The sequence below is a fragment of the Erythrobacter sp. RANMB8 genome (genome assembly GCF_056848235.1).
Genome location: NZ_JBREHG010000002.1, coordinates 337,135 through 362,937 on the forward strand (window position 1 = coordinate 337,135; position 25,803 = coordinate 362,937).

The following is a 25,803-nucleotide window of genomic DNA, read 5'->3' on the forward strand; positions in this document are numbered from 1 at the left end:
TTTCATCACGATGTCGCGTTATCGTGTCAGTCGGCTGTGGGCTCGCTGCCGCTGCCCATTTCCGCGGCAATCGCTTCTTCGGCCGGGTTTTCCGGCTCCTCGCTCTCGTCGATCAGCGCCGCGCCGACGATGTGTTCGTCCTTGGCAACGTCGAAGATCTTGACGCCGGATGACCCGCGTCCGGAGATCGCGAAGCCCTTGAGGCTCTCGAACCCGCCTTCGATCAGGTGGCGGAAATCGATCCCCAGCCGGATCAGCTTGGCCTGATCGGTCACCAGCATCAGTTGCGACCCGTGCTTCACCGGGAAGCTCGCCACAACCGGCCCGTTGCGGTCCGGATTGCTTTCGGGCGTGCCGATATTGGTGATCCCTTGCCCCCCGCGCGATGTGGTGCGGTATTCATAGGCAGAGGAGATCTTGCCGTAACCATTGGCGGTGATGGTGAGAATGAACTCCTCGGCCTCGGCCATTGCCGCCATCTGGTCTGCGGGCAGGGTGGGGGTGTTCTCGTTGTTCTTCCACGCTGCGGCACGCAGATAGGCATCGCGGGTTTCCATGTCGGCGGTCAGCGCATCGACCACCGCCATGCTGACGACCTTGCCACCCTTCTTGAGGCTCATGCCGCGCACCCCGATCCCGGTGCGGCTCTTGGTCTCGCGCGCGTCGGTGGCGGAGAAGCGGATGGCCTTGCCGGCATCGCTGGCGAGGAAGATCTCCTGATCCTCGGTCAGCAATTGCACCCCGATCAACCGGTCGCCCGATCCTTCGACAAAGCCCATCGCGTATTTGCCGGCGGTCGGGATGTTGGCGAAGGCGTCCATTGAATTGCGGCGCACCATGCCCTGTTCGGTGGCAAACACGATGTTGAGTTTCGACCAGCTCGCCTCGTCCTCGGGCAGGGGCAGTACGTTGGTGACGCGCTCTTCATCGCCAAGCGGCAGCAGGTTGACCATCGGGCGCCCCTTGGTCTGCGGTCCGCCTTCCGGCAGCTTCCACACCTTCAGGCGATAGACGCGGCCGGTGTTGGTGAAGAACAGCACCGGATTGTGGGTGGAGGTGACGAACAGCTCGACCACCGCATCCTCGTCCTTGGTCGCCATGCCGCTGCGGCCCTTGCCGCCGCGACCCTGTGCGCGGAAGGTGTTGAGCGCGGTGCGCTTGATATAACCGTCATGGGTGACGGTAACGACCATGTCCTCGCGTTCGAGCAGGTCCTCATCGTCCAGCCCGTCCCACGCAGGAGCGATTTCGGACAGGCGGGGGGTGGCATAGGTGGCGCGGATTTCGGCCAGTTCGTCGCGCATCACGCCATAGAGCTTCACGCGGTCGGCAAGGATCGAGAGATATTCCTCGATCGCGATCGCCAGCCCTTTCAGCTCCTCGCCAATTTCGTCGCGGCCCAGCGCGGTCAGACGGTGCAGGCGCAGTTCGAGGATCGCCTTCACCTGCCGTTCGGACAGGCGATAGGTGCCGCCGCTTTCATCGGCACTGGGTTCGATCGCTTCGACGAGGCGGATATATTGCGCAATGTCCCCGATCGGCCATTCCTTGGCCATCAGGCGGGCACGGGCTTCGGCAGGGTTGGGGGCCGAGCGGATCATCGCCACGACTTCATCGAGGTTCGACACCGCCACCACGAGGCCGAGCAAGATGTGCGCCCGTTCGCGTGCCTTGGCGAGTTCGAACTTGGTGCGGCGCGTGATCACTTCCTCGCGGAAGCTGATGAAGGCCTGGATGAAGTCGCGCAGGCGCAGCGTTTCCGGGCGGCCGCCACGGATCGCCAGCATGTTGGCAGGGAAGCTCGATTGCGCCGGGGTGTGCCGCCAGATCTGGTTGAGCACGACTTCGGCCGTGGCATCGCGCTTCAGATCGATCACCACGCGCACGCCTTCGCGCGAGGATTCGTCGCGGATGTCGCTGATGCCTTCGATCCGCTTGTCCTTGGCGGCTTCGGCGATCTTTTCGACCAGCGCGGACTTGCCGACCTGATAGGGGATCGAGGTGAAGACGATGCTTTCGCGACCCTCGCTCTTGGCGCCGCGTGTGCTTTCGATCTCGTGCCGGCAGCGCATCAGGATCGATCCGCGTCCGGTGGTGTAGGCCTGTCGTGCGCCATGCGTGCCGAGGATCAGCGGCGCGGTGGGGAAATCGGGGCCGGGGATGTATTCGATCAGCTCTTCCGAAGTGATCGCCGGATTGTCCATATAGGCAAAACAGGCGTCGATCACTTCGCCAAGATTGTGCGGCGGGACATTGGTCGCCATGCCGACCGCGATCCCGCCCGCGCCATTGACCAGCAGGTTGGGGAAGCGCGCCGGCAGCACCGTCGGCTCCTTGCGGCTGCCGTCATAGTTGTCGGTGAAATCGACCGTGTCCTTGTCGAGATCGTCGAGCAGGCTGTTGGCCACCCGCGCCAGCCGCGCTTCGGTGTAGCGCATCGAGGCCGGGGGATCGGGGTCCATCGAACCGAAATTGCCCTGACCGTCGATCAGCGGCACCCGCATCGACCACGGCTGCGTCATGCGCGCCAGCGCGTCATAGATCGCGGAATCGCCATGCGGGTGGTAGTTACCCATCACGTCGCCGACGATCTTGGCGCTCTTGCGGTAAGGCTTGCCGGCAACAAAGCCGCCTTCCTGGCTGGCGAACAGGATACGGCGGTGCACCGGCTTCAACCCGTCGCGCACATCGGGCAGCGCGCGGCTGACGATCACGCTCATCGCATAGTCGAGATAGCTCGACTTCATCTCGTCGACGATGTCGATGCGGTCAAAGCCGCCCATCGGCACCGGTGCGGGGGAATCGAGAATGTCGCTGTCGTCGCTCAAGGCCTGGCCCGTTTCTGCTGGTGTTCGTCTGCGCGCCTGTGCGCAGGGCGGTGGCCTCGCAAGGCCGGTGCTGGGCTTCTATCTAGTGCCGCATGCCGGCTTTCGCCACCTTTGCGCGCGAACACAGTGTGAACACGTGGCATTTTTCCACATGTGCCGCATCCTGAACGGAGTGGCCTTGTGACATTCAATGGCTGTTCAGCACGTCCTGTCTAGCGGGAATTGCAAATCTGCCGTGACCCGTCCAAAGGCTGGGGCAGACATACCGGCAGCTCCCCGCGCCATCGTGGCAAGGGCGCTGCGACAGTACTGGAGGATGCAGTGACCAATTTGTCTTCGCCCCGTCTTCGCAATCCCGGCCTTGCCCGCCAGCTGGCGCTTGCCATTGCTCTGGCCAGCGGCACCGCGGTGCTGGCGCTGCCGGGCTTTGCCGATCCGGCCCATGCCCAGCGCAAGAAGAAGGACAAGGAAGAAAAGGCCGATCCGGCCAAGCCGGTCTACTCCAAGGCCTTCGTTGACGGGTATCAGCCGCTCAACACTGCGGTCGGCACCGAGGGTACCGATGTCAACACGCTCAAGCCGCAGCTCGCCGCGCTCGTTCCGTTGGCGGTTTCGCCTGACGAACAGCTGGCGATGGGCGGTCTGCTGTTCAATGCCGGCATCAAGGCCAAGGACAACGCGCTCCAGCTTCAGGGCGCGGAAATGATGCTCGCCAGCGGCAAGATCAAGCCGGAGGAAGTGGCGCGCTACAACCTCGTCGCGTTCCAGATTGCTGCCAGCCTCAACCAGTACGAAAAGGCGCGGACCTATCTCCAGAAGGCGATCGACATGGGCTATTCCGCGCCCAATGTGACGACCTCCGACCTGCAGATGAACATGGCCGAGCTCTATTTCAGCGAGGAACGTTTCGTCGAAGGGCTGGGCTATCTCGATAACGCAATCAAGGCACGCAAGGCGCAGGGCGCCGAAGTCGATGCCAAGTGGTATCGCCGCGGCGTTTCGGTTGCCTATACCAATGAAATCGTCCCGCAGGTCTATGACTTCGTGCAGGCGTGGGTGATCGATTATCCGCAGCCTGAAAACTGGCGCGATGCGGTCAACCTCACCCGCAACCTCAATGATTTCGAGCCGGCGATCCTGCTCGATCTGCTGCGGCTCGGCAAAAAGGTCGGCACGCTGAAGGAGAAGAACGATTACATCTTCTTCATCGAAGCTGCCGATGCCCGCCGCCTGCCGAAGGAAGTGAAGGACCTGATCGACGAGGCCCGCGCCAACGGTGTCATCCCCAAGGGTTCGGATACTTTTGTCGATGAACAGATGGCGATTGCCAGCGGCCGTATCGCCACTGACCGGGCGGAACTTCCGGCGATGGAAAAGGATGCCAACGCCGCATCGGCGCAGCTGCGCACGGTGATCGCGGCGGGTGACGCCTTCCTCAGCTACAGCGATTATGCCAAGGCTGCCGGTTTCTACCAGAAGGCTGCGGGCATGGCCGGGGCTGACCGCAACCTCGTGCTGACCCGTCTGGGCATCGCCCAGATCGGTGCCGGCGACGCGGCGGCGGCGCGCGAAACCCTGTCGCAGGTCAGCGGCCCGCGGATGCCGGTTGCCAAGCTGTGGAGCGCCTACGCCGCCCAGCAGATGGCCGCGAGCGCGCCGGCTGCTCCGGCAGCAGCCAGCATGTAAGCCGCATCCGGAAACGCAAAACCGGGGGAGCGTCAGGCACAGTCGCCTGACGCTCCCCTTTTTTGTTATGGCGGGTGCCTGAAATGCAAGCCGCGCCGCGCTTGCGGGACGCTGCTGTCGCGCCTAAATGGCCTGCATGAACGACCTCGCCAGCACGCCGCAGCCCGAACCGACGGCAGAGCGCCCTGCGCGCCAGCGCAAGCCCGACTGGATCCGCGTGCGCGCGCCGGTCAGCGAAGGCTATCACGAGACGCGCCGGTTGATGCGCGATCTCAACCTCAACACCGTGTGCGAGGAAGCGGCCTGTCCCAATATCGGCGAGTGCTGGACCAAGAAGCACGCGACGGTGATGATCCTCGGCGATGTCTGCACGCGCGCCTGCGCCTTCTGCAACGTCAAGACCGGGATGCCGCGCGCGGTCGATCCGATGGAGCCGGAAAACACCGCCCTTGCCGCAGCCAAGATGGGGCTGGAGCACATCGTCATCACTTCGGTCGACCGTGACGATCTGCCCGATGGCGGGGCGAGCCAGTTCGTCAAGGTGATCGAGGCCCTGCGGCGCACCACGCCTGCCACCACAATCGAAATCCTCACCCCCGATTTTCGCGGCAAGATGCGCCGCGCGGTCGAGATGATCTGCGAGGCGGGGCCGGATGTGTACAACCACAACCTCGAAACCGTCCCCCGGCTTTACCCGACCATCCGTCCGGGTGCGCGCTACTATGCCTCGCTGCGGCTGCTGGAGGAGGTGAAGGCCCATAATCCGCTGATCTTCACCAAGTCGGGCATCATGCTGGGGCTGGGCGAACAGCGGCTGGAAGTTCATCAGGTGATGGACGACATGCGCAGCGCGGAAGTCGATTTCATCACCATGGGCCAGTATCTCCAGCCGACGCCCAAGCACGCGAAGGTCGAGGAATTCGTCACGCCCAAGGCCTTTGCCGCCTATGGTGCGATTGCGCGGGCCAAGGGCTTCCTGCAGGTCGCGTCGAGCCCGCTGACCCGTTCAAGCTATCACGCAGGCGACGATTTCGCGACCATGCGGGCGGCACGGGAAGCAAAGTTGGCGCGGGAGCGGGCTCGCGCCTGATGCCCGGGATCCGCGAAACCCGGCGGCTGCCCTACAGCGCCGAGCAGATGTTCGATCTGGTGGCTGATGTCGCCCGCTATGGGGAATTCCTGCCCTGGGTGATCGCCACCCGCGTGCGCAGCAATTCCGACACCGAGATGGTTGCCGACATGGTGGTCGGCTTCAAGGCGATCCGCGAAAGCTTTACCTCGCGGGTGAAGAAGGATCGCCCGCGCGAGATCGATGTCCATTACATCGACGGGCCGCTGTCCGATCTCGACAATGTCTGGACCTTCCGTGCGGTGGACGATCACACCTGCGAAATCGACTTTCTGGTCGAGTTCACCTTCAAGAACCGCCTGTTCGAAAAGATCGCCGGGCAATATTTCGACAAGGCGTTCCGCAAGATGGTGGAAGCCTTCGAAACCCGTGCCGCCGAGCTTTACGGCAGCAGCAATTCCAGCGCGCAAAGCGTCGCCTGACGCCGGATTTCGGCGCGGCCCTCAGGGCCTTCGCCGCCTTCGAAGAACTTGAGTTCGCCCTCGGGCTCGCCGGTGGCGTTGCGCACGACGCGGGCGAAGACCACTGTGCCCACCGGCTTCAATGCGGTCCCGCCGCCCGGCCCGGCCACGCCGCTGATTGCCACCGCGACATCGGCACCCGACCGGTCAAGCGCGCCTTTGGCCATCGCCCAGGCGCAGGCGATCGAGACGGCTCCGAAGGTTTCGATGATATCGCTCGCCACGCCGAGCATCTGCATCTTGGCTTCGTTCGAATAGGTCACGAAACCGCGGTCGAGCACCGCCGACGAGCCGGGAATTTCGGTCAGCGCCGCAGCCACCAGCCCCCCGGTGCAACTTTCTGCCAGCACGACCTTGCGCGATGCGGCGACGTTTTCGGCGACCACGCGGAAGGCAAGAGCAGTGATATCACCGGGGAGCAGGGACTGCGGCATGATGCTTACTTCTTGGCCGTGGTCTGGGCGGTGGCGGTGCCGCAGATCGGCGGGTTCTTGAGGTCTGCCATTTCGGCGATGAAGGCGAACAGCCCGCCGACATTTTCCGGCGGCAGCGGCGCGATCAGCTCCAGCCCGCGCTCGATCTTGCCGCAGGCATCGCCCTTGATCTCGCCCGCGATCATCTGGCCGACCATCCCGTCGACGAAGGGACGCAGCGCCTCTTCGGGAAGGGCGGAGAGCATGGCGGTCATATCGGCGTCCGAACCGCCTTTGGCCTTGTTCCCGTCGGCCATGAAGGTCTTGAGCAGGCGGAATGCGCCCGGCCAGGCCTTGTCCTGACCGTTGCGGAAGGTGGCGATGAAATCCTCGCCGCCGGTCGCTATGAAGCCATCCTTGGCGAGGCGATTGGCGCAGGCGGTGCGGGCCGCGTCAAAGGCGATCGGCATGGCATAGGTCACCGCATCGCCCAGATCGGCGGGGGCCACGCAGGCCTGTTGCTGGGCTTGTGCGGCCTGCGCGCCGGCAAGCGCTGCAAAGGCGAGGGCAGGGGCAATGATCCGGGTCGTCTTCATGATGTGCTTCCTTTTGCGGCACGGGTGACGAGAACAATGGCCTGTGCGGCAATGCCTTCGCCGCGGCCGGTGAATCCGAGCTTTTCGGTGGTGGTCGCCTTGATGCTGACCGCGCTTTCGGGGGTGCCCATGATTTGGGCAACCGCGGTGCGCATGGCAGGGCGGTGCGGGCCGATCTTGGGCGCCTCGCAGATCAGCGTCAGATCGACATTGCCTATTTCGTAGCCAGCCTCGGCGGCGAGGCTGACGGCGTGTTCGAGAAAGCGGCTTGAACGCGCCCCGCGCCATTGCGGGTCGCTGGGGGGAAAGTGGGTGCCGATATCGCCTGCACCGATCGCGCCGAGTACTGCATCGGTGATCGCGTGCAGCGCGACATCGGCATCGGAGTGGCCCGAAAGCCCCATGTCATGCGGGATTTGCACCCCGCACAGCCAAAGCTCCTCGCCTGCTTCCAGCCGGTGCACGTCGTAACCCTGACCGATGCGGAAGGAGGGGGCTGTCATGGGTTCGTCCAAATCCTCGGCAAAGGTGATTTTCTTCAGGCGCTCGTCTCCATCGACCAGCCGGACTGAACCGGAGCTTGCTGTCAGCACCTGCGCATCGTCACCGGCATCGGTTGCGCCTTCCCATGCGCGGTGCGCTGCAAGGATCGCGTCGAAACGGAAGGCCTGCGGGGTCTGCACGCGGCGCAGGCTCTCGCGTTCGGCCTTGCCGGCCATTGCCCCGTCGTTGCCCGCGATTGCTAGACTGTCGACCACGGGTAGCACGGGGATAGAGCCGGGGTTCTTGTCCAGTGCCGCTAGCAATCGGGCGATCACGGCGCGGGGCAGATCGGGGCGAGCGGCATCGTGGATCAGCACGCTTCCCGGTGCGGCGCCTGCCAGCGCCTCAAGCCCGGCCCGCACCGAATCCTGCCGCGTCACGCCGCCACTTGCGAACAGCAGTCCATCGATACCGGCCAGCGCCGTCTCGGCATGGTCGCGGGCATCGGCTGCGACCACCACCACCAGCGGATCGGCTCCCGCAGCGCGCAAGGTTTCGACCGAGTGGCGGATCAGTGCCTTGCCGCGCCAGCTGCGGAACTGCTTGGGCGTGTCGCCGCCGACGCGCAAACCCTTGCCCGCCGCGACCACGATCGCGGCAAACGGGGGAAGGGGGGGCTCTGTGGTCATTGCGGGGCCAGCGCTTAAGGTCTGGACGGGCTTTGGGCAATCCACTATGCGCCTGCCCAATTATTAGGCACACGCTCTGACATGACCACGCTTCCCACTCCTCCGGCGCTCAAGCAGATTGCCATTGGCCCGGTAACCGTCGCCGAACCGGTGCTGCTCGCGCCGATGACCGGCGTGACCGACATGCCCTTCCGCACGCTGGTGCGCCGCTATGGTTCTGGCCTCAATGTCACCGAAATGGTGGCGAGCGAGGCGGCGATCCGCGAAACCCGCGTCAGCCAGCAGAAATCGGCATGGGACCGGATCGAGGAGCCGGTCTCGATGCAGCTCGTCGGGTGCGATCCGGCCAGCATGGCCGAGGCCGCCAAGTTGCAGGAGGGCAATGGCGCGGCGATCATCGACATCAATTTCGGCTGTCCGGTGCGCAAGGTGGTGGGCCAGCTGGCAGGTTCCGCACTGATGCGCGAAGTGCCGCTGGCTGTCCGGCTGATGGAGGCCACGGTCAAGGCGGTGAAGGTGCCGGTGACGGTCAAGATGCGGATGGGCTGGGATCATTGCAGCCTCAACGCGCCCGAACTTGCGCGCATGGCCGAGGATATCGGTGTGCAGATGGTGACCGTGCACGGACGCACCCGCAACCAGATGTACAAGGGAAGCGCCGACTGGGCTTTTGTGCGCAAGGTCAAGGAAGCGGTGAACATCCCGGTGATCGTCAATGGCGACATCTGCACCATCGCGGATGCGGCCAAGGCGCTCGAACAATCGGGGGCTGACGGGCTGATGATCGGACGCGGCGCCTATGGCAAGCCGTGGCTGCTGGGGCAGGTGATGCACTGGTGGCGCACCGGCGAGGCGCGCGCGACGCCGGGGATGGAGGAGCAATATGCGCTGGTGGTTGAACACTACCGGCGGATGCTCGACCACTATGGCCGCGACACCGGCGTCAAGATGGCGCGCAAGCATCTGGGCTGGTACACCAAAGGCCTGCACGGTTCGGCCGAGTTTCGCAACATGGCCAATTTCATCGACGATGCCGATCAGGTGCTGGGCGAGATCGAGCGGTTCTACACCCCGTTCATGATGCAGCAGGCGGCCTGACGCATGGCCTCAGGCTCCGCTGCGACGGGCACAAGGCCCGATCCGCGCACGCAGATTGCCGGGCTGATCTTCGCTGTTCTGCTGATCGACGCCGACGGGGTGATTGCCGAGGTCAATCACGCCGCCGAAAACCTGCTCGGCACAAGTGCGAGCCGGTTGGTCGGAACGCGGTTGCTGGACCGGATCGGGCCGCTCGATGCGCGGGTCGAGGCCCGTCTGGCCCTGGGTGAGGACGGGTTGGTTGCCCGCGATCTGGCGATCCGTGCAGGCGAGGGCGAAGTGCGGATCAATCTCACCGCCTCGCCGCTGGGAGGCTTTCCGGGCTGGCGGGTGGTGACCATGTCACAGATCGGTCACGACGATGCCGCCCATCCTGCCAGCGACGAGGCGATGCTGAGCGCGCCCGCCGTGCTCGCGCACGAGATCAAGAACCCGCTCGCCGCAATCCGCGGGGCGGGGCAGCTGGTGGCGCGCAAGCTGCCCGATGCCGACAAGAAGCTCGCCCGGATGATCACCGACGAGGTTGACCGGATCGCCCGTCTGATCGACCGGATGCAGCAGCTGGGCAGCACGCGCACCGGGCCAGTCGATGCCTGCAACCCGCACGAGGCGATCCGCGCCGCGGTTGCCACCATGCGTGCCGCAGGCGCCGATCAGGGCGAATTCGAAATCCGCGAGGAGTTCGATCCGTCGCTCCCGCCAGTGCTCGCCAATCGCGATGCACTGGAACAGGTGCTGATCAATCTGGTCTCGAACGCGCGCGATGCGGCCTTTTCGACCGATGGTCCGGCGCTGGTGACGGTGCAGACCCGGTTTGTCAGCGGCATGGCCTTCAGCGCCATCCGCAATGGCCGGGCGGTGCCCCTGCCGATCGAAATCACCATCAGCGACAATGGTCCCGGAATCGATCCGGTGCTGCGCGACCATGTGTTCGAACCATTCGTGACCTCGAAGCCTTCGGGGCAGGGGCTGGGCCTGTCGCTGGTGCGCAAGCTGGTGCGCGACATGAACGGCAACGTCAGCCACGAACGCGATGCCCGTGCCGGGATCACCCACTTCCGCCTGCATCTGCCGCAGGCCCAGGACGAGGCGTAGCGCATGCCGTTTTCCGGTTCCGATCCGGTTCTGCTGGTCGAAGACGACGCAGCCATCGCGACGGTCATCATCGCCGCACTGGAGGATGAAGGCTTCAGGATCGCCCATTGCACCGGTATCGCCGCGCGCGACCGGTTGCTGGCGCAGGGGCGGTATTCGGTGATGCTGACCGATGTGATCCTCGACGATGGCGATGGCCTCGCTTCGCTGGCTTCGGTGCGCGAACGGGCGCCGGACATGCCGGTGATCGTGCTTTCGGCGCAGAACACGCTCGATACGGCGGTGCGGGCGAGCGAGAGCGAGGCATTCGAATACTTCCCCAAGCCGTTCGACCTTGACGAACTGGTCCATGCGGTGCGGCAGGCGGTCGGCCCGCGCGCTCCGGCAGGCGATGCGGCGGAAGAGCCGCTGCCCGGCAGCGACGGCGAGCGAATGCCGCTGGTCGGGCGCAGTCCGGCGATGCAGGGCGTCTACCGCATGATCACGCGGGTGCTGCGCAACGATCTGACGGTGCTGATCACCGGCGAAAGCGGTACGGGCAAGGAACTGGTGGCCGAAGCCGTGCATCAGCTCGGCCATCGCCGCACCGGGCCGTTCGTTGCAGTGAACACCGCGGCTATTCCTGCCGACCTCGTCGAAAGCGAGCTGTTCGGGCACGAGAAAGGCGCCTTTACCGGTGCCATCGCGCAGGCCATCGGCAAGTTCGAACAGGCCAATGGCGGCACGCTGTTTCTCGACGAGATCGGAGATATGCCGGCCGAAGCGCAGACCCGGCTGCTGCGGGCGCTGCAATCGGGACGCATCCGGCGCGTGGGCGGACGGCAGGAAATCGCGGTCAATGTCCGCATTATCGCTGCCACCAACCGCGATCTGACCCCGATGATCGCAGCGGGCACATTCCGCGAGGATCTGTTCTACCGCCTCAACGTCGTGCCGATCGAATTGCCGCCCTTGCGCGAACGGCGCGAGGATATCGCCGCGCTGGCGCAGCATTTCCTCGCGCTGGCGGCGGAGGACGGCCTTCCCCGCCGCCAGTTGAGTGCCGAGGCGATTGCCCAGCTCGAAGCGCGCAACTGGCGCGGGAATGTGCGCGAGTTGCGCAACGTGGTCTATCGCCTAGCACTGATGGCGCGCGAGGAGCGGATTGACGGCGACAGTGTGCTCGACATCATCGGACCGGAGATTGCCACAGGCAATCAGGCGGCGGATCAGGGGCAGGGCGGCTTCGGTGCGGCCCTGGCAGGATGGCTTGCGGCAGAAGCGCCGCCGCCCGGCGCCTTGTATCACCGGGCGCTGGCTGCCTTCGAAAAGCCGTTGATCGAATATGCTCTGGGGCGCACCGGCGGCAACCAGCTGCGCGCGGCCCAGCTGCTCGGCATCAACCGCAACACCCTGCGCAAGCGCATTGGCGAACTGGGTCTGGAGCCGGATCGCTTCTCGCCGCACTGACGGCGCGTATCGGCAACGGCTTGTCGGATAGGCCTTGCATTTTTGCCACACCATTGTTGTAAGAGTGCAACGATGGATCGTCCTGCCTCAACAGCACCGGCTCCCGCACCCCGGCAATTGCCGCGCTGGTGGCGCAATTTTGTCGTGGCAGCCCGGCGGGCCAACGTCTTTCTGTGGCTGGAAGTCGCCTCTGTCGTTGCGCTGGTGGCGGCTGTGACGGCGACCTACTTTGCCTTCAGCCGCTCCGATTCCACAGCCAGTCTGATGCCGACGATGCAGGTTTCGGTGCTGCTTATGGCGACGCTGGTTCCGGCAATGGCGTTGCTGGTGCTGATCGGGCGGAGGCTTGCGCTGCGGCGGGCAGCGGGCAGCGGGCAGCACGGCGCGGCTGCATGTGAGGCTAGTGTTCTTCTTCTCGATGGTGGCCGCGGTTCCGACGCTGCTGGTCGCGGGTTTTGCGGCGTTCCTGTTCCAGTTCGGCGTCGATTTCTGGTTTTCGGACGATTCACGCGGCCTGATGCAGAACGCCAATGCGCTGGCGCAGAGCTATTACGACGCCAACCAGCGCAACGTCGAACAGAACACCATCATCATGGCCACCGACATGCGATCGATCCTCGCGCGTGTGCCGATCACCGACCCCGATTTTCCCGATTTCTATGCCTATCAGGCGCAAGGGCGCGAAATATCCGAGAGCGCGGTGTTGCAGCGCATGCCCGATGGTTCGCTTCGCACCGCCGCCATTTTCAATCTCACCCGTGACAACAGCCCGCTGGATTTCAGCCAGAAGGCCTTGCCCAGACTGGATCAGGGAGAGTTTGCCGTGGTGGTCGGCGGGCCGGAGCGGATCGAGGCGATTGTGCCGATCGACCGTGACAGCGGCGTCTATCTCTACAATGCCCGTACCACCGAAGAAACGATGTTCAATTCGTGGTCGCGCGCGCAATCGATCGTGACCGCTTATGACCGGCTGACGGGCAGCGCGCGGATGCTGCAATTGCGCTTCAACATTGCGCTGGTGGCTGTCAGCCTGCTGCTGGTGGGGCTGGCGATCTGGTTCGCGCTGCGCTTTGCCGACCGGCAGGTGGAGCCGCTCACCGATCTGGTGGGGGCAGCGCGCAAAGTGGGGCAGGGCAACTTCGCGCTCCGGCTCGAAGGGCGCACCGGGGCGGACGAGATCGGCCTGCTCAACCGTGCCTTCAACCGCATGACCGCGCAGCTCGAAAAGCAGACGCAGGCCCTCGTCAGTGCCAACCGCCAGATCGACGACCGCCGCGCCTTTACCGAAGCCGTGCTGGAATCGGTCACCGCCGGCGTCGTCTCGGTTGATGCCGGGGCTTGCGTGACGCTGATGAGCTCGTCGGCGCAGGCGTTGCTTGTGCCCGATGATGCGCAGGGCATGATCGGCCATTCGCTCGAAACGCTCTCCCCCGAACTTGCCCGCATGATCGCGGACGGCAAGGAGCGGGCGATCATTACCCACGCCAAGGGCACCGAAATCCTGACCCTGGCGGTCAAGCTCGCCCCCGGCACGGCGGGCGGGCACGTGATCACCTTCGAGGATATCACCCGCCAGCTGCTCGATCAGCGTCAGGCGGCCTGGTCGGATGTTGCCCGGCGCATCGCGCACGAAATCAAGAACCCGCTGACGCCGATCCAGCTGGCCACCGAACGCCTCAAGCGCCGCTACCGCACGCAGGTGGGCGATGAAGACCGCGATCTGTTCGACGATCTCACCAACACCATTGTCCGGCAGGTCGGCGACCTCAGGAAGATGGTCGACGAATTCTCGTCCTTCGCGCGCCTGCCCAAGCCGGTGTTCCGCGACGAGGACGCGCTCGATCTCGTGCGGCAGGCGGTGTTTCTGCAGGAAGTCGCCCATTCCGGCATCGCCTTCAGCGTCGCCTCGTCCGAACTGATCGACCGCGAAGTGCGCTGCGACCGTCACCAGTTCGGCCAGGCGATGACCAATGTCCTCAAGAACGCGGTCGAAGCGGTCGAGGCCAAGGCGGCCGAGGCCAAGGGCGCATATGCCGGTGAAATCGCCGTCAGTATGCGCGATGCGGGCGATGCGATTGTCGTCACCATCGAAGATAACGGCATCGGCCTTCCTGCCGACCGTGAACGGATCACCGAACCCTATGTCACGACCCGCGAGAAGGGCACCGGCCTTGGCCTCGCGATCGTCAACAAGATCGTCGATGAACACGGCGGCGACATGAGTTTCGCCAGCACAGCCAATGGTGGCACACGCGTGACCTTGCGCTTTGCCCGCAATCCGCAGCCGATCGAAGGAAACGGCCTGTGAGTGCTGCGACCAGCCCGAACAACCCCCCAACCGGAGGACCCGCCCGATGGCGCTCGAAATCCTGATCGTCGATGATGAACGCGACATCCGCGAACTTGTCGCAGGCGTGCTGGGCGACGAGGGTTACGCCTGTCGCACCGCGGCCGACAGCACCGAAGCGCTGGCTGCAATCGACGAGCGGCGGCCCAGTCTGGTGCTGCTCGACGTGTGGCTGCACGGCAGCCAGATGGACGGGCTTGAACTGCTCGATGCGATCAAGCTGCGCGAACCCAATCTGCCGGTGATCATCTTCTCCGGCCACGGAAATATCGATACCGCCGTGGCGGCGGTCGGGCGCGGGGCGATGGATTTCATCGAAAAGCCGTTCGAGGCCGAGCGCCTGCTGTTGCTGGTCGAACGCGCGACCGAGACCGAACGGCTGCGGCGCGAGAATTCCCGCCTGCGCGAAGGCAGCTGGGGCAGCGCCGAGTTCACCGGCAATTCGCCCGCGATCAACGCGGTTCGTGCCACGCTCAAGCGGGTTGCGAGCACCGGCAGCCGGGTGCTGATTTCCGGACCGCCGGGCGCCGGCAAGGAAGTCGCCGCGCGCCTGCTTCACGGGTGGAGCGCGCGGGCCAATGGCGCCTTCGTGCTGGTCAATTCGGCCCGCATCACGCCCGAGCGGTTCGAGCAGGAGTTGTTCGGTGAGGAATCGAACGGCAAGCAGGTGCGACCCGGCCTGCTGGAAATGGCCGACGGCGGCACGCTCTATCTCGACGAGATTGCCGACATGCCGCTATCGACGCAGGCGCGCATCCTGCGGGTGCTGACCGACCAGAGCTTCGTGCGTGTCGGCGGCACGCGGCAGATCGGCGTGGATGTGCGCGTGGTGTCTTCCACCACCCGCGATCTGACGGTCGAGATGGCCGAAAAGCGGTTCCGCGAGGATCTGTTCTACCGGCTCAATGTGGTGCCGGTCGTGCTTCCCTCGCTGGCACAGCGGCGTGACGACATCCCCGCGCTCGCAGAGCATTTCTTCACCCGCTATTCGAATGATCAGGGCCTCGCGCCGCCCGAGATTTCAAGCGAGGCGATGGCCGCGCTGCAAGCCTATGACTGGCCGGGCAACGTCCGCCAGCTGCGCAATGTCGTGGAACGCACGATCATCATGACCCCGCGGGAAAAGCTCGGTACGGTCGAGCCTGACATGCTGCCGCCCGAAATCATCGGCGGCCAGATCGGGATTGCGGGGGAAAGTCTGTCCGCGATCATGGGCGTGCCCCTGCGCGAGGCCCGCGAAAGTTTCGAGCGGGAGTATCTGGCGATCCAGATCCGCCGTTTTTCGGGCAATATCTCCAAGACGGCGAGCTTTATCGGCATGGAACGGTCGGCGCTGCACCGCAAACTCAAGCTGCTGGGCATGGCAGATCGCCGCGAGGACGAGGACTGACAGGGCCTTCCTGCGATAGGGCGCGGAAAATCAAGCCTTGTCCCGCACCTCCGCAGGCGGCATTATAGCCAGCGGAAAGCCGGGTGACCCCGAAACTGCGGCAATCCGGAACCTGCGGACCGCAAGGGCGGCCGCCAAAAACAGGAGCCACGATCATGTCCAGCGGGCGAACGCTCTCCCCCCGTCCGGTTGCACGTGCTGCCACCCCCAGTGAAACCCGCAGCGGCGATGGCGGTAGCCAAACCGTGCGGGCGCAAGGCAATCTTCAGGATGCCTTCCTCAACCTGCTGCGCAAGAACAAGATTCCGGTGACCATGTTCCTGGTGAAGGGCGTGAAGCTGCAGGGTATCGTCACCTGGTTCGACAATTTCTCGATCCTGCTGCGCCGCGACGGGCAGTCGCAGCTGGTCTACAAGCATGCGATCAGCACGATCATGCCCGGCCAGTCGCTCGATCCGGCGCAGTTCGCCAGCCAGGCGGGCGGCAAGAAGCAGAAGCTGTTGCAGGATATCTTCCTCAGCCGCGTCGCCGAAGCGCATGTGCAGGTGACCATGTTCCTCGTGAACGGCGTAATGCTGCAAGGCCGCATCGCTGCCTATGATCTCTTCTGCATGCTGCTCGAACGCGACGGTGCGGTGCAACTGGCCTACAAGCACGCCGTTTCGACCATCCAGCCCGCCGGGCCGGTCGACCTGAGTGTCGATGATGACGGCGATGACAATGGGGCAGACGACTGAGCTTTGACCGCGAGTTCGAGGACGAGGTCACCCGCGGCGCGCGGGCCCTTGTGCTATGTCCGGACATCAAGGCGCTGCGTTACGATCTCGATGCGGCCGAGCGGCTTGCCGAGGCCGAAGGCCTTGCGCTGGCGATCGGTGTGGTCATCGCGCATTCGGCGATCCTCCCGATCCGCAAGATGCAGCCCAATACGCTGTTCGGATCGGGGCAGGTGCAGAACATTGCCGTGTGGTGCGAGCAATACGAGGCGGAGCTGGTCATCGTCGATGGCGCGCTGACCCCGATCCAGCAACGCAATCTCGAAGACCGGCTCAAACGCAAGGTGATCGACCGGACCGGCCTGATCCTCGAAATTTTCGGGGAGCGGGCGGCCACGGCTGAAGGGCGTTTGCAGGTCGAACTGGCACATCTCGATTACCAGCAGAGCCGGCTTGTGCGCAGCTGGACCCACCTTGAACGCCAGCGCGGCGGCTTCGGCTTCCTCGGCGGGCCGGGTGAAACCCAGATCGAGGCGGACCGGCGGATGATCCGCCAGCGCATGGGGCGGCTGCGGCGTGAGCTCGATCAGGTTCGCAAGACGCGCACGCTCCACCGCGAGCGGCGGGGCAGGGCGCCCTGGCCGGTGGTCGCACTGGTCGGCTATACCAACGCCGGTAAATCGACCCTGTTCAACCGCTTGACCGGCGCCGAGGTGATGGCCGAGGACCTGCTCTTCGCAACGCTCGATCCGACCATGCGGGCGATCAGCCTGCCGGGTGTCGAAAAGGCGATCCTGTCCGACACGGTGGGCTTCATTTCCGATTTGCCCACGCAGCTTGTCGCAGCCTTCCGCGCCACACTCGAAGAAGTCACCGCCGCCGATGTCATCTGTCATGTGCGGGACATGGCCAATCCTTCGCACGCAGCCCAGAAAAAGCAGGTGATGGAGGTGCTGGCCGATCTCGGCGTGGTGGACGGTGAAACCGGCACCAGCGACATTCCCATCCTCGAAGTGTGGAACAAGTGCGATCTTCTCGACGCTGTTTCCCTTGAGGAATTGCGAGAATCTGCGGTGGGGCAGGGTGCGGTGATCCTGTCGGCTGCGACCGGGGAAGGGGTGGCTGCGCTGGAGGCCGAACTGGCGCAATTGCTGACCGGCGGCGCTCGCGAAGTGACCTTCACCATTCCCGTGGCTGACGGGCGGCGCATCGCCTGGCTGCATGCCCATGGCGACGTGCTTTCGGAACAGGAAGGGGCCGAAACCGAAACGGGTCCGACGCGGCGGCTTACAGTCAGGCTGAACCCCAAGGAACTGGGGCAGTTTTCAGCACTTTCGTAAGTGATTGAGGAGTCTATTCGGCTTTCTTCACTGCCTGCCAGAGGCTTTCCTGCTGATCGAGCGAAAGCGAGGCAAAGGCTTCGCCGCCGAGCGCTTCCATGGCCCGGAAGCGGCGTTCGAACTTAGCATTGGCGCTTCGCAAGGCATCCTCGGCACTGATCCCGTGCGCCCGGACGAAATTGACGACGGCGAATAGCAGGTCGCCGGCTTCTTCAAGCTTGTGCTGGTCCGAGGAAGCGGTTTTGAGTTCAGCGATTTCCTCGGCAATCTTGGCCTCCGATCCCGAAGGATCGGGCCAGTCGAAGCCGGTCCGCGCTGCACGTTTCTGGAGTTTCTCGGCGCGCATCAATGCCGGCAAAGCCAGAGCAACACCATCAAGCGCGCTCGCGGTGCCCTTGGCAAGGCGTTCCGCGGCCTTGAGGTCTTCCCAGCGCGTTTCATCCATCGTGCCGGTTTCGCCCGCGAAGATGTGGGGGTGGCGCGCCTCCATCTTGTTGCTGATGGCACGGGCCACATCGTCAAAACCGAAATGACCGGCTTCCTCGGCCATGCGGGCGTGGAACACGACCTGAAGCAGCAGGTCACCGAGTTCTTCCTTCAGATCGGCCATGGCGCCGCGCGCGATGGCATCGGCGACTTCATAGGCTTCCTCGATGGTGTACGGCGCGATCGAGGCGAAATCCTGCGCGAGATCCCAGTCGCAGCCGCTCACAGGATCGCGCAGGCGGGCCATGATGGCGATCAGCCGGTCGAGAGGGGGCTGCGGCAGGTTGCTGTTCATCCCGATCCTTTGGGTTGATAATATATATTATGTAAAATTTAAAGCAGCGCGCTGTTGTTGCCCTGCGTGACCATGAACCACTCCACGATCAGGAACAGCCCACCGAAGATCGCGATCCATACCAGCGCCATGCGCAACAGCTGACCCCACCCGAGCCGGAAGGATGCCAGCGCACTGCCGGCCAGAACAAGCCACGCGGCGGTCGCAATCAGCGGCAGCAGCAAATCGGGGTTCACGCGATCATCTCCAGCCCGTCATAGCCAACGGTGACAAAGTCCGGCACCTCGTCACACAGCGAGCGGTAATCCATGCTCTTGTCGAGATGGCTGAGAACTACCCGGCCCGCGCGGCACTTTTCGCCAAGTTCGATCGCCATGGCCAGATGCGCATGGGTCGGATGCGGTTCGCGCCTCAGGCAATCGCTGACAAGGATATCGACCTTATAGAAAAGATCGATCATCTCGTCAGAAATCGCACTGAAATCCGTGGCATAGCCGATGCTCTTCCCATCCGCTTCGAAGCGGTATGCGGTGGTCTCGCCGGGCCCGTGTTCCATCTGGCACCAATCGACACCGAAGCCCGCAATCATCCGCAACCGGTCGAGCGTGTCGATGGTGCAGATCGTCGGATAGCCATCCTGCCCGGCAAAGACATAGCCGAAGCGCTGCCGCAAGCGCCGCACGGTTTCGGCCGAGGCAAAGCCGGGGATCGGTCCTGCCCGACCGTAACGCAACACCCGCAGATCATCGATCCCGTGGCAATGATCGGCGTGATCGTGGGTCCAGAACACCGCATCGATGCTGCCGATCCGGTTGGCCAGCAACTGCGCGCGGCAGTCCGACGAGGTATCGATCAACAGCCGTTTGCCTTCATCACTCTCGACCATGATCGAAACCCGCGTGCGGCGGTTGCGCGGTTCTTCCGGATCGCAGTCACCCCAGTCGCCCGTGCCGTCAGGCCCGCCGAGGCGCGGCACCCCGGTGGAGGTGCCCGACCCGAGCATGATCAGCTTCACCGGACAGCCTTGCTGAAAAGGTTGAAGAAATTGGCGGTGGTTACCTGCCTGAGGTGCTCGACCGCGATCCCGCGCAGGTCTGCAACGAAGGCTGCCGTGTCAGTGACGTAGGCAGGCTCGCACACTCTGCCCCGGTGCGGCACCGGCGCGAGGAAGGGGCTGTCGGTCTCAACCAGCAGCCGGTCTTCAGGGATCACTTTCGCAACCGCCTGCAAGTCCTTGGCGTTCTTGAAGGTCACGATGCCCGACAGCGAAATGGTAAGCCCAAGTTCCAACACCTTCCCGGCGAAATCGGCCGAGGCTGTGAAGCAGTGGATCAGCGCGGGGAAGGCCCCCTTCCCCATTTCCTCGGCGAGGATCGCGTGGGTGTCTTCTTCGGCATCGCGGGTGTGGATGATGAGCGGCAGCTGCGTTTCGCGCGCGACATCAATGTGCATGCGAAACAGGGACTTCTGCGCTTCTCTGTCCGACTTGTCGTAGTGGTAGTCGAGGCCAGTTTCGCCGATCGCGATGACCTTGGGGTGCCGCGTCGCCTCCAGCAGGGCGGCGCGCCCCAGGTCCTGATGCGCGTCGGCTTCGTGCGGGTGGATGCCGACGCTGGCGAAGACATCGGGTTCGCGTTCGGCGGTGCCGACCACCTGGGGCCACTCGCTCTGGCGGGTGGAGATGTTGAGAAAGGCCCCTACCCCTGCCGCCCGCGCCCGCGCCAGCACGCCATCGCGGTCCTCGACGAGGCCTTTGTATTCGAGGTGGCAGTGGCTATCGACCAGCATCGCGTCTCAGGCCTCCTCTGCGGGCAGTTCGAGACGGGGGAACAGCGGAGTCGGCGGCGCGACGGTAAAGCCGGTGGTGAGGAGGCGGGTGAACCAATCGGTATCGGCCAATGCGGCGTAGCTGCGTTCTTCCGGCGGAATGCCGAGCTGGTCCAGCAAAGCGCCGGCCTTGGCAGGCACCACAGGCTGGATCGCGATGGCGAGATCCCGCAGTGCTACGAACAGCGTTTGCAGCACGGCCTTCATCCGCTCGGGATCGGTCTTCTTGAGGCCCCAGGGTGCCTGTTCGTCGACATACTGGTTGCAGGCATAGACCGCGCGCATCCACGCCTCGATCCCGGTCGAGAAGTTCAGATCGTTGAATTCGCGCGGGAGTTCGGTCTCGCAGGCGATCTTGACCGTCGCTAGGAGCGCGGCATCTGCATCAGCATGTTCGAAGGCCTCAAGCTTGCCGTCCATGTTCTTCGCGATCATCGAAAGCGTGCGCTGGGCAAGGTTGCCGAAGCTGTTGGCCAGCTCCGCATTGGTCCGCAAAACAATCGCTTCGGGTGAATAGCTGCCATCCTGTCCGAAAGCGACTTCGCGCATCAGGAAATAGCGCAAGGCATCCACCCCGAACTGCTCGGCCAGCGCCAGCGGATCGGTGACATTGCCGAGCGACTTCGATTCCTTTTGCCCGCGGTTCAAAAGGAAGCCGTGGCCGAACACCTGTTTGGGCAGGGGCAGATTGGCGCTCATCAGGAAGGCCGGCCAGTAGATCGTGTGGAAGCGCACGATGTCCTTGCCGATCAAGTGCAGGCTGGCCGGCCAGAACTCGCCCATGTCGTCTGGATAACCCAGCCCCGTCAGGTAGTTGGTGAGCGCATCGACCCACACATACATGACATGGCCATCGCTCCCCGGCACCGGCACGCCCCAGTCGAACGAGGTGCGGCTGACGGAAAGATCGCGCAGGCCCTGTTCGACGAAGGCAATCATCTCGTTACGGCGGCTTGCCGGTTCAAGAAAGCCCGGTGTCTTGAGCAATTCAAGCAGTTGGCCCTGATACTTCGAAAGCCGGAAGAACCAGCTTTCCTCAACCGTCCATTCCACCGGAGTGCCCTGCGGCGAGAGCTTTTCCCCGCCCTCGCCGAGGGTCAGTTCGGCCTCGTCGTAATAGGCCTCGTCGCGGACCGAGTACCAGCCCTCGTAGCGGTCGAGATAGAGATCGCCCGCAGCCTCCATCGCCTGCCAGATCGCCTGGCTGGCGCGGTAATGATCAGGCTCCGAGGTGCGGATGAAGCGGTCATAAGACACGTTCAGAGCATCGCACATCTCACGGAAATAGCCGGACATTTCGTCTGCCAGATCACGCGGGGTGCGGCCCTGTTCCTCGGCCTTCCGGGCCATTTTGAGGCCATGCTCGTCGGTGCCGGTCTGGAACCGCACCGCACGGCCTTGCAGGCGCTGGAAGCGGGCGATCACGTCGGCCGCAATCGCTTCATAGGCGTGGCCGATATGCGGCCGCCCGTTGGGATAGGAAATCGCGGTGGTGATGTAGAAAGGGGTGTTGTCGCGCTCAGCCATGGGCCGGTTCGCTAGCGGGGGCGGCCGCGACAAGCAAGCTGCCGATCTCGAAGGGGAGCATGCCGGGATCGAAATTGGCCGTCGGGGCTTCGGCGGCAAGGCTGACAAGCGCGGAATAGGCGTCGATCAGCCGCGCGCGTGCCTGCTCGGTCCCGCAGTCGCGGGCCGCGCGCGCAACCAGCGACTGTGCCAGTTCGAGCACGGCCTGCACCCGTTCGCGATCGGCGCGCGGACCGATCAGCCGCGCCAGCTCCCCGCGCTGTGCAATGCTGCTGTCCGCGCCGGAAATCAGCGTGGTGATGGCTCTTGCGACCGGCTCCAGATCCTGCGCGGCAAAGCGCACAGCCGCGCCGAACGATCCTTCGGCTGCGGCAATGGCAGCAGGATCGGGCGGCAGGCCTTCATCAGTCAGCATCGCGGCGAGCTGGCTGTCGTCCAGCACCGGAAACCGCAAGGTCCGGCAGCGCGAGCGGATCGTCGGCAGCAGCCGCGCCGGGCGATGGGTGACCAGCAGGAAGAACGTGCCCGCAGGCGGTTCCTCCAGGCTTTTGAGCAGAGCGTTGGCGGCGGATTTTTCAAGGTCGTCTGCGGGATCGATAATGATGGCGCGCCGCGAACCCAGTGTCGGCCGGGTTGTCAGCCGCTTTTGCATGGCGCGGATCTGCTTGATGCGGATGCTGCGCGCCAGTTCGAAGGGCTTGCCTTCGGCCTGCGCCTTCTCGCCCTTGTCGTCCTTGGGACCATAGGTGAGCACGATGATGTCCGGGTGATCGCCCGGCGGTTGCGGCACGCCGGGCTCTGTCACCAGTTCGCGGGCGGCGGCCATGGCGAAGTCGCGCTTGCCGAGCCCCGCCTTGCCCGCCAGCAGCCAGCCATGATGCATCCGCCCGCCCGCCAGCGCATCGCGCCACTGGCGCCAGGCCTCGTCGTGGTTGGGCCAGCGCGTCATGCGCCTGCCCCGGTCAGGAACGGCGCGATGGCTTCCATCACGCGCCGATGCACATCCTGCGGATCGCCGATGGCATCGATGCGTGCAAAGCCTGCCGGGTCGCGATCTGCTAGCGTGCGGAAAGCGGCGGCGACGGCGCGGTGATAGTCGACCGGGCGGCCGCCGATCGCATCGCTGTCTGCCCCATCGCGCAAGGCAAGCCGCTCTGCCAGGGCCGCCTCGTCGCCTTCGAGCAGGATCACCCGGTCGGGCCGCAGTCCACCGCTGCCAAAGCCGTGTAGCGCGAGGATCGCCTCGTCGCCCAGTCCGCCAGCTCCGCCCTGATAGGCGCGGCTTGAATCGACGAAACGGTCGCACACCACCCATGCGCCGCGGGCCAGTGCGGGACGGATCAGGTGCGCGACATGGTCGGCGCGGGCGGCGGCGAACAGCAGGGCTTCGGCTTCTGCGGTCCACCCGCCGGTTTGCGCAACCCCCGGCGGTGCCAGCAGCAGCGCACGGATCGCTTCCGCGCCGGGTGTGCCGCCCGGTTCCCGCGTGGTCACCACCTCCAGCCCCCGCGCGCGCAGCGCCTCGGCCAGCAGGCGGGACTGGGTCGACTTGCCCGCTCCCTCCCCGCCCTCGAAGGCGATGAAGAACCCCTGCCGGACCGTCATGTGAACAGCCCCGCAATGGCATTGACGATCCGGTCGAGCGGCCCGGCGGTTGCCACGGCCTCGCCCGCAAACAGCGGGATGCGGGCCGGAGCCATGCCTTTGGCCGTAACTTCGAGGATCGCCACCTGATCGCCAGCCGCTAGCGGAGCTTTGAGCGGGCCGTCATAGCGGATGGTGGCCTGCAAGGGGCCGGTGCGACCCGCCACAAGGTTCACGGCGACAGGACCGCGAGCGACAAGGCTCACACTGCGGGCGTCGCCATTTTGCACCCGCGCTTCGCCGATCACTGCCCCCGCATCGAACAGGCGCCTGCGGTCGAAAGCCGAAAAGCCCCATTCGACATAGGAGCGTGCGAGCCGCCCGCGCAGCCTGCCGTTTTCCACGCCGGCCAGCACCAGAACCAGCCGCTGGCCGTTCCTTTGCGCGGTGCCGAGATAGGAAAAGCCTGCCTCGTTGGTGAAGCCGGTCTTGATCCCGTCGGCGCCCGGCACCTGTCCGATCATCGGATCGTGGTTGATCTGGGCAATGCCTTTGTAATCGAAGCCGCTGCGGCCGATGTAATAACCGACCTTGTCGGGATGGCGTGACAGCAGCGCGCGGGCCAGCGTCACCAGATCCTGCGCGGTGGTGAAGGTGCGCCCTTCGTCGGGCCAGCCGTTGGGGGTGCCGAAATGGCTCCCTGTCATACCCAGCGCCTGCGCCGTGCGGTTCATTTCCGCGGTCCAGGCCGCGACCGATCCGGCCTGCCCTTCGGCCAGCACCGCCGCCCCGTCATTGGCCGAGACATTGGCAATGCCCAGCAGCAGATCATCGACCCGGACCCTCTCTCCCGCATCGAGGAACATGGTCGATCCGGTGCGCCGCCAGTCCTTGGCGACCAGCGAGCTCATGGTGAAAACCTGTGCCGGATCCAGCTTGCCCGCCTCGATCAGTTCAAAGGCGAGATAGAGCGTCATCACCTTGGTCACCGACGCGGGCATGAAGCGCCGTCCGGCATTGCGGGCGTGCAGCACTTGCCCGCTGGTCAGATCGACCAGCATTGCAACCGGCGCCTCGGCTGCGCCCGGCACGGCGGGGGTGGCTGGCGTAGGCGCAGGAACCGCTGCGTCGACGGGAACGGCCAGCGCGGCGGAAACCAGCGCGAGCGGGGCGGCAAGAAAACGGGTGAGCATCATGGCCATTGCCCGGGGGCTATACCCGCAGGCCCATCCCTTGGCGAGGCGGTGCTGGGTTCAGTTCACGATTTCGTCAGCCAGCAGACCGACGCTGAGTGCGTAGTAGCTCGAACAGTTATATTCGAGGATGGCGCGATAATTGCCGGTCAGCAGCCAGGCGGGGGTGCCGGGGCCATCGGGCTGGAAGAATGACACCATGACGTCATCGGCCAGCCCGCCCTGTGCCGATACGCCGGCGGCCCGCCATTCGGCCACGGTCATCCAGCGGCTGAGCCGTTCGTGCACCCGCGGGCAAACCGGCGAGACCAGCCGCGAGCGATAGGGAGAGATATCGAAGCCGACAGGCACGGCGGCCCGCACGCCCCAGGGTTGGCCCGGCCGCCACCCGGCATCGCGGAAATAGTTGGCGACCGAGGCGAATGTGTCGGCGCGGTTGCTGAAGATATCCGCTCGCCCGTCACCGTCGCCGTCAGTGGCAAGGCGCAGATAGACGCTGGGCAGGAACTGCGGATTGCCGAAAGCCCCGGCATAGCTACCGACCAGCTGCGACCGGTCAAAACCCTTATCTGCAATCTTCATCAGCGCGACAAATTCGCTGGCGAACAGCTCGCGCCTGCGGCCTTCCCATGCCAGCGTGGCGAGGCTGCGGGCCAGATCGAAATCGCCCTTCACCCGGCCGTAGCTGGTCTCGTGCCCGAAAATGGCGACGATAATCTCGCCCGGCACGCCATACTCGCGCTCGATCCGGGCAAGCAGATCGCGGTGCTGGGCATAGACCGCCCGTCCCCCGCCGATCCGCGCCGCATCCACATGGGTCGCGATGTAGTTCGCCATCGGCGGATAGCCGCGGGTTGTGGCACTGCCGGGCTGGTTCTGATCGAGCCGGATCACGCGCGGATTGGGGGTGAGCCCGGCAGTCATGCGTTCGATGGTGCTCTCCGAAACCCCTTCGCCGCGGGCGCGTGCCTTGAGCAGTTCGAGGTAGGCATCGAACGCCAGCCCGTCGGCCGACACCGCCTGAGCCGCTGCTGGCGCTGAAGCCGGGGAGGCTCCCGCAATCGAAAAGGCGAGCACAATCAGGGCAGCGGCAGGGAAAAAGCGGGGAATCATCGCAGCAAGAGATGTCACACCTTGCGTGAATACCCAACAACCGAAACGGGATGACTTG

The 25,803-nt window shown here is 64.8% G+C and carries 23 protein-coding genes and 1 pseudogene; 11 read left to right on the forward strand and 13 right to left on the reverse strand.

Annotated features, from left to right (window positions below):
- Nucleotides 1-26: 26 nt before the first annotated feature.
- Nucleotides 27-2,828, reverse strand: coding sequence for a DNA gyrase subunit A (gene gyrA / locus ACU0AG_RS04680; RefSeq protein WP_482781096.1), 2,802 nt, complete (start codon nt 2,826-2,828; stop codon nt 27-29).
- Nucleotides 2,829-3,149: 321 nt separating this feature from the next.
- Here gyrA and ACU0AG_RS04685 point away from each other — a divergent pair, with 321 nt between their 5' ends.
- The 3 genes from ACU0AG_RS04685 (at nt 3,150) to ACU0AG_RS04695 (ending at nt 6,065) form a co-directional block, all read left to right on the forward strand.
- On the forward strand, nt 3,150-4,514 hold the full coding sequence (locus tag ACU0AG_RS04685; RefSeq protein WP_482781097.1) for a hypothetical protein: 1,365 nt from the start codon (nt 3,150-3,152) through the stop codon (nt 4,512-4,514).
- A 136-nt stretch (nt 4,515-4,650) separates the two neighbouring features.
- A complete protein-coding gene (gene lipA / locus ACU0AG_RS04690) occupies nt 4,651-5,604 on the forward strand; it encodes a lipoyl synthase (RefSeq protein WP_482781098.1) in 954 nt (317 codons plus the stop codon).
- The gene (locus ACU0AG_RS04695) at nt 5,604-6,065 is read left to right on the forward strand and encodes a type II toxin-antitoxin system RatA family toxin (protein WP_482781099.1); all 462 of its coding nucleotides are present in this window, start codon (nt 5,604-5,606) and stop codon (nt 6,063-6,065) included. Before lipA ends, ACU0AG_RS04695 begins: the two co-directional genes overlap by 1 nt.
- On the opposite strand, the gene ACU0AG_RS04700 is transcribed toward ACU0AG_RS04695, so the two are convergent.
- Genes ACU0AG_RS04700 through ACU0AG_RS04710 form a run of 3 tightly spaced genes read right to left on the reverse strand, consistent with a single transcriptional unit; the run spans nt 6,026 to nt 8,285 of the window.
- Nucleotides 6,026-6,538 carry a CinA family protein gene (locus ACU0AG_RS04700; protein ID WP_482781100.1) on the reverse strand — a complete coding sequence of 171 codons (513 nt, stop codon included), beginning with the start codon at nt 6,536-6,538 and terminating at the stop codon, nt 6,026-6,028. The genes ACU0AG_RS04695 and ACU0AG_RS04700 overlap by 40 nt on opposite strands.
- Before the next feature lie 5 nt (nt 6,539-6,543).
- Nucleotides 6,544-7,113, reverse strand: a complete 570-nt coding sequence (locus ACU0AG_RS04705) for a hypothetical protein (protein ID WP_482781101.1) — start codon at nt 7,111-7,113, stop codon at nt 6,544-6,546.
- The gene (locus ACU0AG_RS04710; RefSeq protein ID WP_482781102.1) at nt 7,110-8,285 is read right to left on the reverse strand and encodes a bifunctional 2-C-methyl-D-erythritol 4-phosphate cytidylyltransferase/2-C-methyl-D-erythritol 2,4-cyclodiphosphate synthase; all 1,176 of its coding nucleotides are present in this window, start codon (nt 8,283-8,285) and stop codon (nt 7,110-7,112) included. Before ACU0AG_RS04710 ends, ACU0AG_RS04705 begins: the two co-directional genes overlap by 4 nt.
- Nucleotides 8,286-8,366: 81 nt before the next feature.
- Between ACU0AG_RS04710 and dusB the strand changes: the two genes are divergently transcribed.
- The 8 genes and pseudogenes from dusB (at nt 8,367) to hflX (ending at nt 17,720) form a co-directional block, all read left to right on the forward strand.
- Nucleotides 8,367-9,383, forward strand: coding sequence for a tRNA dihydrouridine synthase DusB (gene dusB, locus ACU0AG_RS04715; protein ID WP_482781103.1), 1,017 nt, complete (start codon nt 8,367-8,369; stop codon nt 9,381-9,383).
- 3 nt (nt 9,384-9,386) lie between these two features.
- Nucleotides 9,387-10,478 carry a two-component system sensor histidine kinase NtrB gene (locus tag ACU0AG_RS04720; protein ID WP_482781104.1) on the forward strand — a complete coding sequence of 364 codons (1,092 nt, stop codon included), beginning with the start codon at nt 9,387-9,389 and terminating at the stop codon, nt 10,476-10,478.
- Nucleotides 10,479-10,481: 3 nt separating this feature from the next.
- Entirely contained in the window at nt 10,482-11,927 is a 1,446-nt protein-coding gene (locus ACU0AG_RS04725; protein WP_482781105.1) for a sigma-54-dependent transcriptional regulator, read from the forward strand.
- A gap of 72 nt (nt 11,928-11,999) precedes the next feature.
- A pseudogene (locus tag ACU0AG_RS04730) lies at nt 12,000-12,209 on the forward strand (hypothetical protein); the annotation flags it as partial.
- A gap of 112 nt (nt 12,210-12,321) precedes the next feature.
- A complete protein-coding gene (locus tag ACU0AG_RS04735) occupies nt 12,322-14,235 on the forward strand; it encodes a sensor histidine kinase (protein WP_482781106.1) in 1,914 nt (637 codons plus the stop codon).
- Between the two features lie 46 nt (nt 14,236-14,281).
- On the forward strand, nt 14,282-15,664 hold the full coding sequence (ntrX, locus tag ACU0AG_RS04740) for a nitrogen assimilation response regulator NtrX (protein WP_482781107.1): 1,383 nt from the start codon (nt 14,282-14,284) through the stop codon (nt 15,662-15,664).
- A gap of 155 nt (nt 15,665-15,819) precedes the next feature.
- Complete coding sequence (gene hfq, locus ACU0AG_RS04745) at nt 15,820-16,401, forward strand: RNA chaperone Hfq (RefSeq protein ID WP_482781108.1); 582 nt, start codon at nt 15,820-15,822, stop codon at nt 16,399-16,401.
- Nucleotides 16,402-16,451: 50 nt separating this feature from the next.
- Nucleotides 16,452-17,720 carry a GTPase HflX gene (gene hflX, locus ACU0AG_RS04750; RefSeq protein WP_482781109.1) on the forward strand — a complete coding sequence of 423 codons (1,269 nt, stop codon included), beginning with the start codon at nt 16,452-16,454 and terminating at the stop codon, nt 17,718-17,720.
- A 13-nt stretch (nt 17,721-17,733) separates the two neighbouring features.
- Here hflX and mazG read toward each other — a convergent pair whose 3' ends face one another.
- The 9 genes from mazG to ACU0AG_RS04795 are packed head-to-tail and all read right to left on the reverse strand — an operon-like array spanning nt 17,734 to nt 25,745.
- On the reverse strand, nt 17,734-18,501 hold the full coding sequence (gene mazG, locus ACU0AG_RS04755) for a nucleoside triphosphate pyrophosphohydrolase (RefSeq protein ID WP_482781110.1): 768 nt from the start codon (nt 18,499-18,501) through the stop codon (nt 17,734-17,736).
- 38 nt (nt 18,502-18,539) lie between these two features.
- A complete protein-coding gene (locus ACU0AG_RS04760) occupies nt 18,540-18,737 on the reverse strand; it encodes a hypothetical protein (protein WP_482781111.1) in 198 nt (65 codons plus the stop codon).
- On the reverse strand, nt 18,734-19,516 hold the full coding sequence (locus ACU0AG_RS04765; protein ID WP_482781112.1) for an MBL fold metallo-hydrolase: 783 nt from the start codon (nt 19,514-19,516) through the stop codon (nt 18,734-18,736). Before ACU0AG_RS04765 ends, ACU0AG_RS04760 begins: the two co-directional genes overlap by 4 nt.
- Nucleotides 19,513-20,289 (reverse strand): TatD family hydrolase, encoded by a 777-nt coding sequence (locus tag ACU0AG_RS04770; RefSeq protein ID WP_482781113.1) that lies wholly within the window; start codon nt 20,287-20,289, stop codon nt 19,513-19,515. The genes ACU0AG_RS04765 and ACU0AG_RS04770 overlap by 4 nt, the downstream gene beginning before the upstream one ends.
- A gap of 6 nt (nt 20,290-20,295) precedes the next feature.
- Nucleotides 20,296-21,855, reverse strand: a complete 1,560-nt coding sequence (metG, locus tag ACU0AG_RS04775; protein WP_482781114.1) for a methionine--tRNA ligase — start codon at nt 21,853-21,855, stop codon at nt 20,296-20,298.
- Entirely contained in the window at nt 21,848-22,804 is a 957-nt protein-coding gene (locus ACU0AG_RS04780) for a DNA polymerase III subunit delta' (protein ID WP_482781115.1), read from the reverse strand. Before ACU0AG_RS04780 ends, metG begins: the two co-directional genes overlap by 8 nt.
- Nucleotides 22,801-23,460 carry a dTMP kinase gene (gene tmk, locus ACU0AG_RS04785; protein WP_482781116.1) on the reverse strand — a complete coding sequence of 220 codons (660 nt, stop codon included), beginning with the start codon at nt 23,458-23,460 and terminating at the stop codon, nt 22,801-22,803. Before tmk ends, ACU0AG_RS04780 begins: the two co-directional genes overlap by 4 nt.
- A complete protein-coding gene (locus ACU0AG_RS04790; RefSeq protein ID WP_482781117.1) occupies nt 23,457-24,641 on the reverse strand; it encodes a D-alanyl-D-alanine carboxypeptidase family protein in 1,185 nt (394 codons plus the stop codon). The genes tmk and ACU0AG_RS04790 overlap by 4 nt, the downstream gene beginning before the upstream one ends.
- 51 nt (nt 24,642-24,692) lie before the next feature.
- Entirely contained in the window at nt 24,693-25,745 is a 1,053-nt protein-coding gene (locus ACU0AG_RS04795; protein WP_482781118.1) for a lytic murein transglycosylase, read from the reverse strand.
- Nucleotides 25,746-25,803 lie beyond the last annotated feature (58 nt).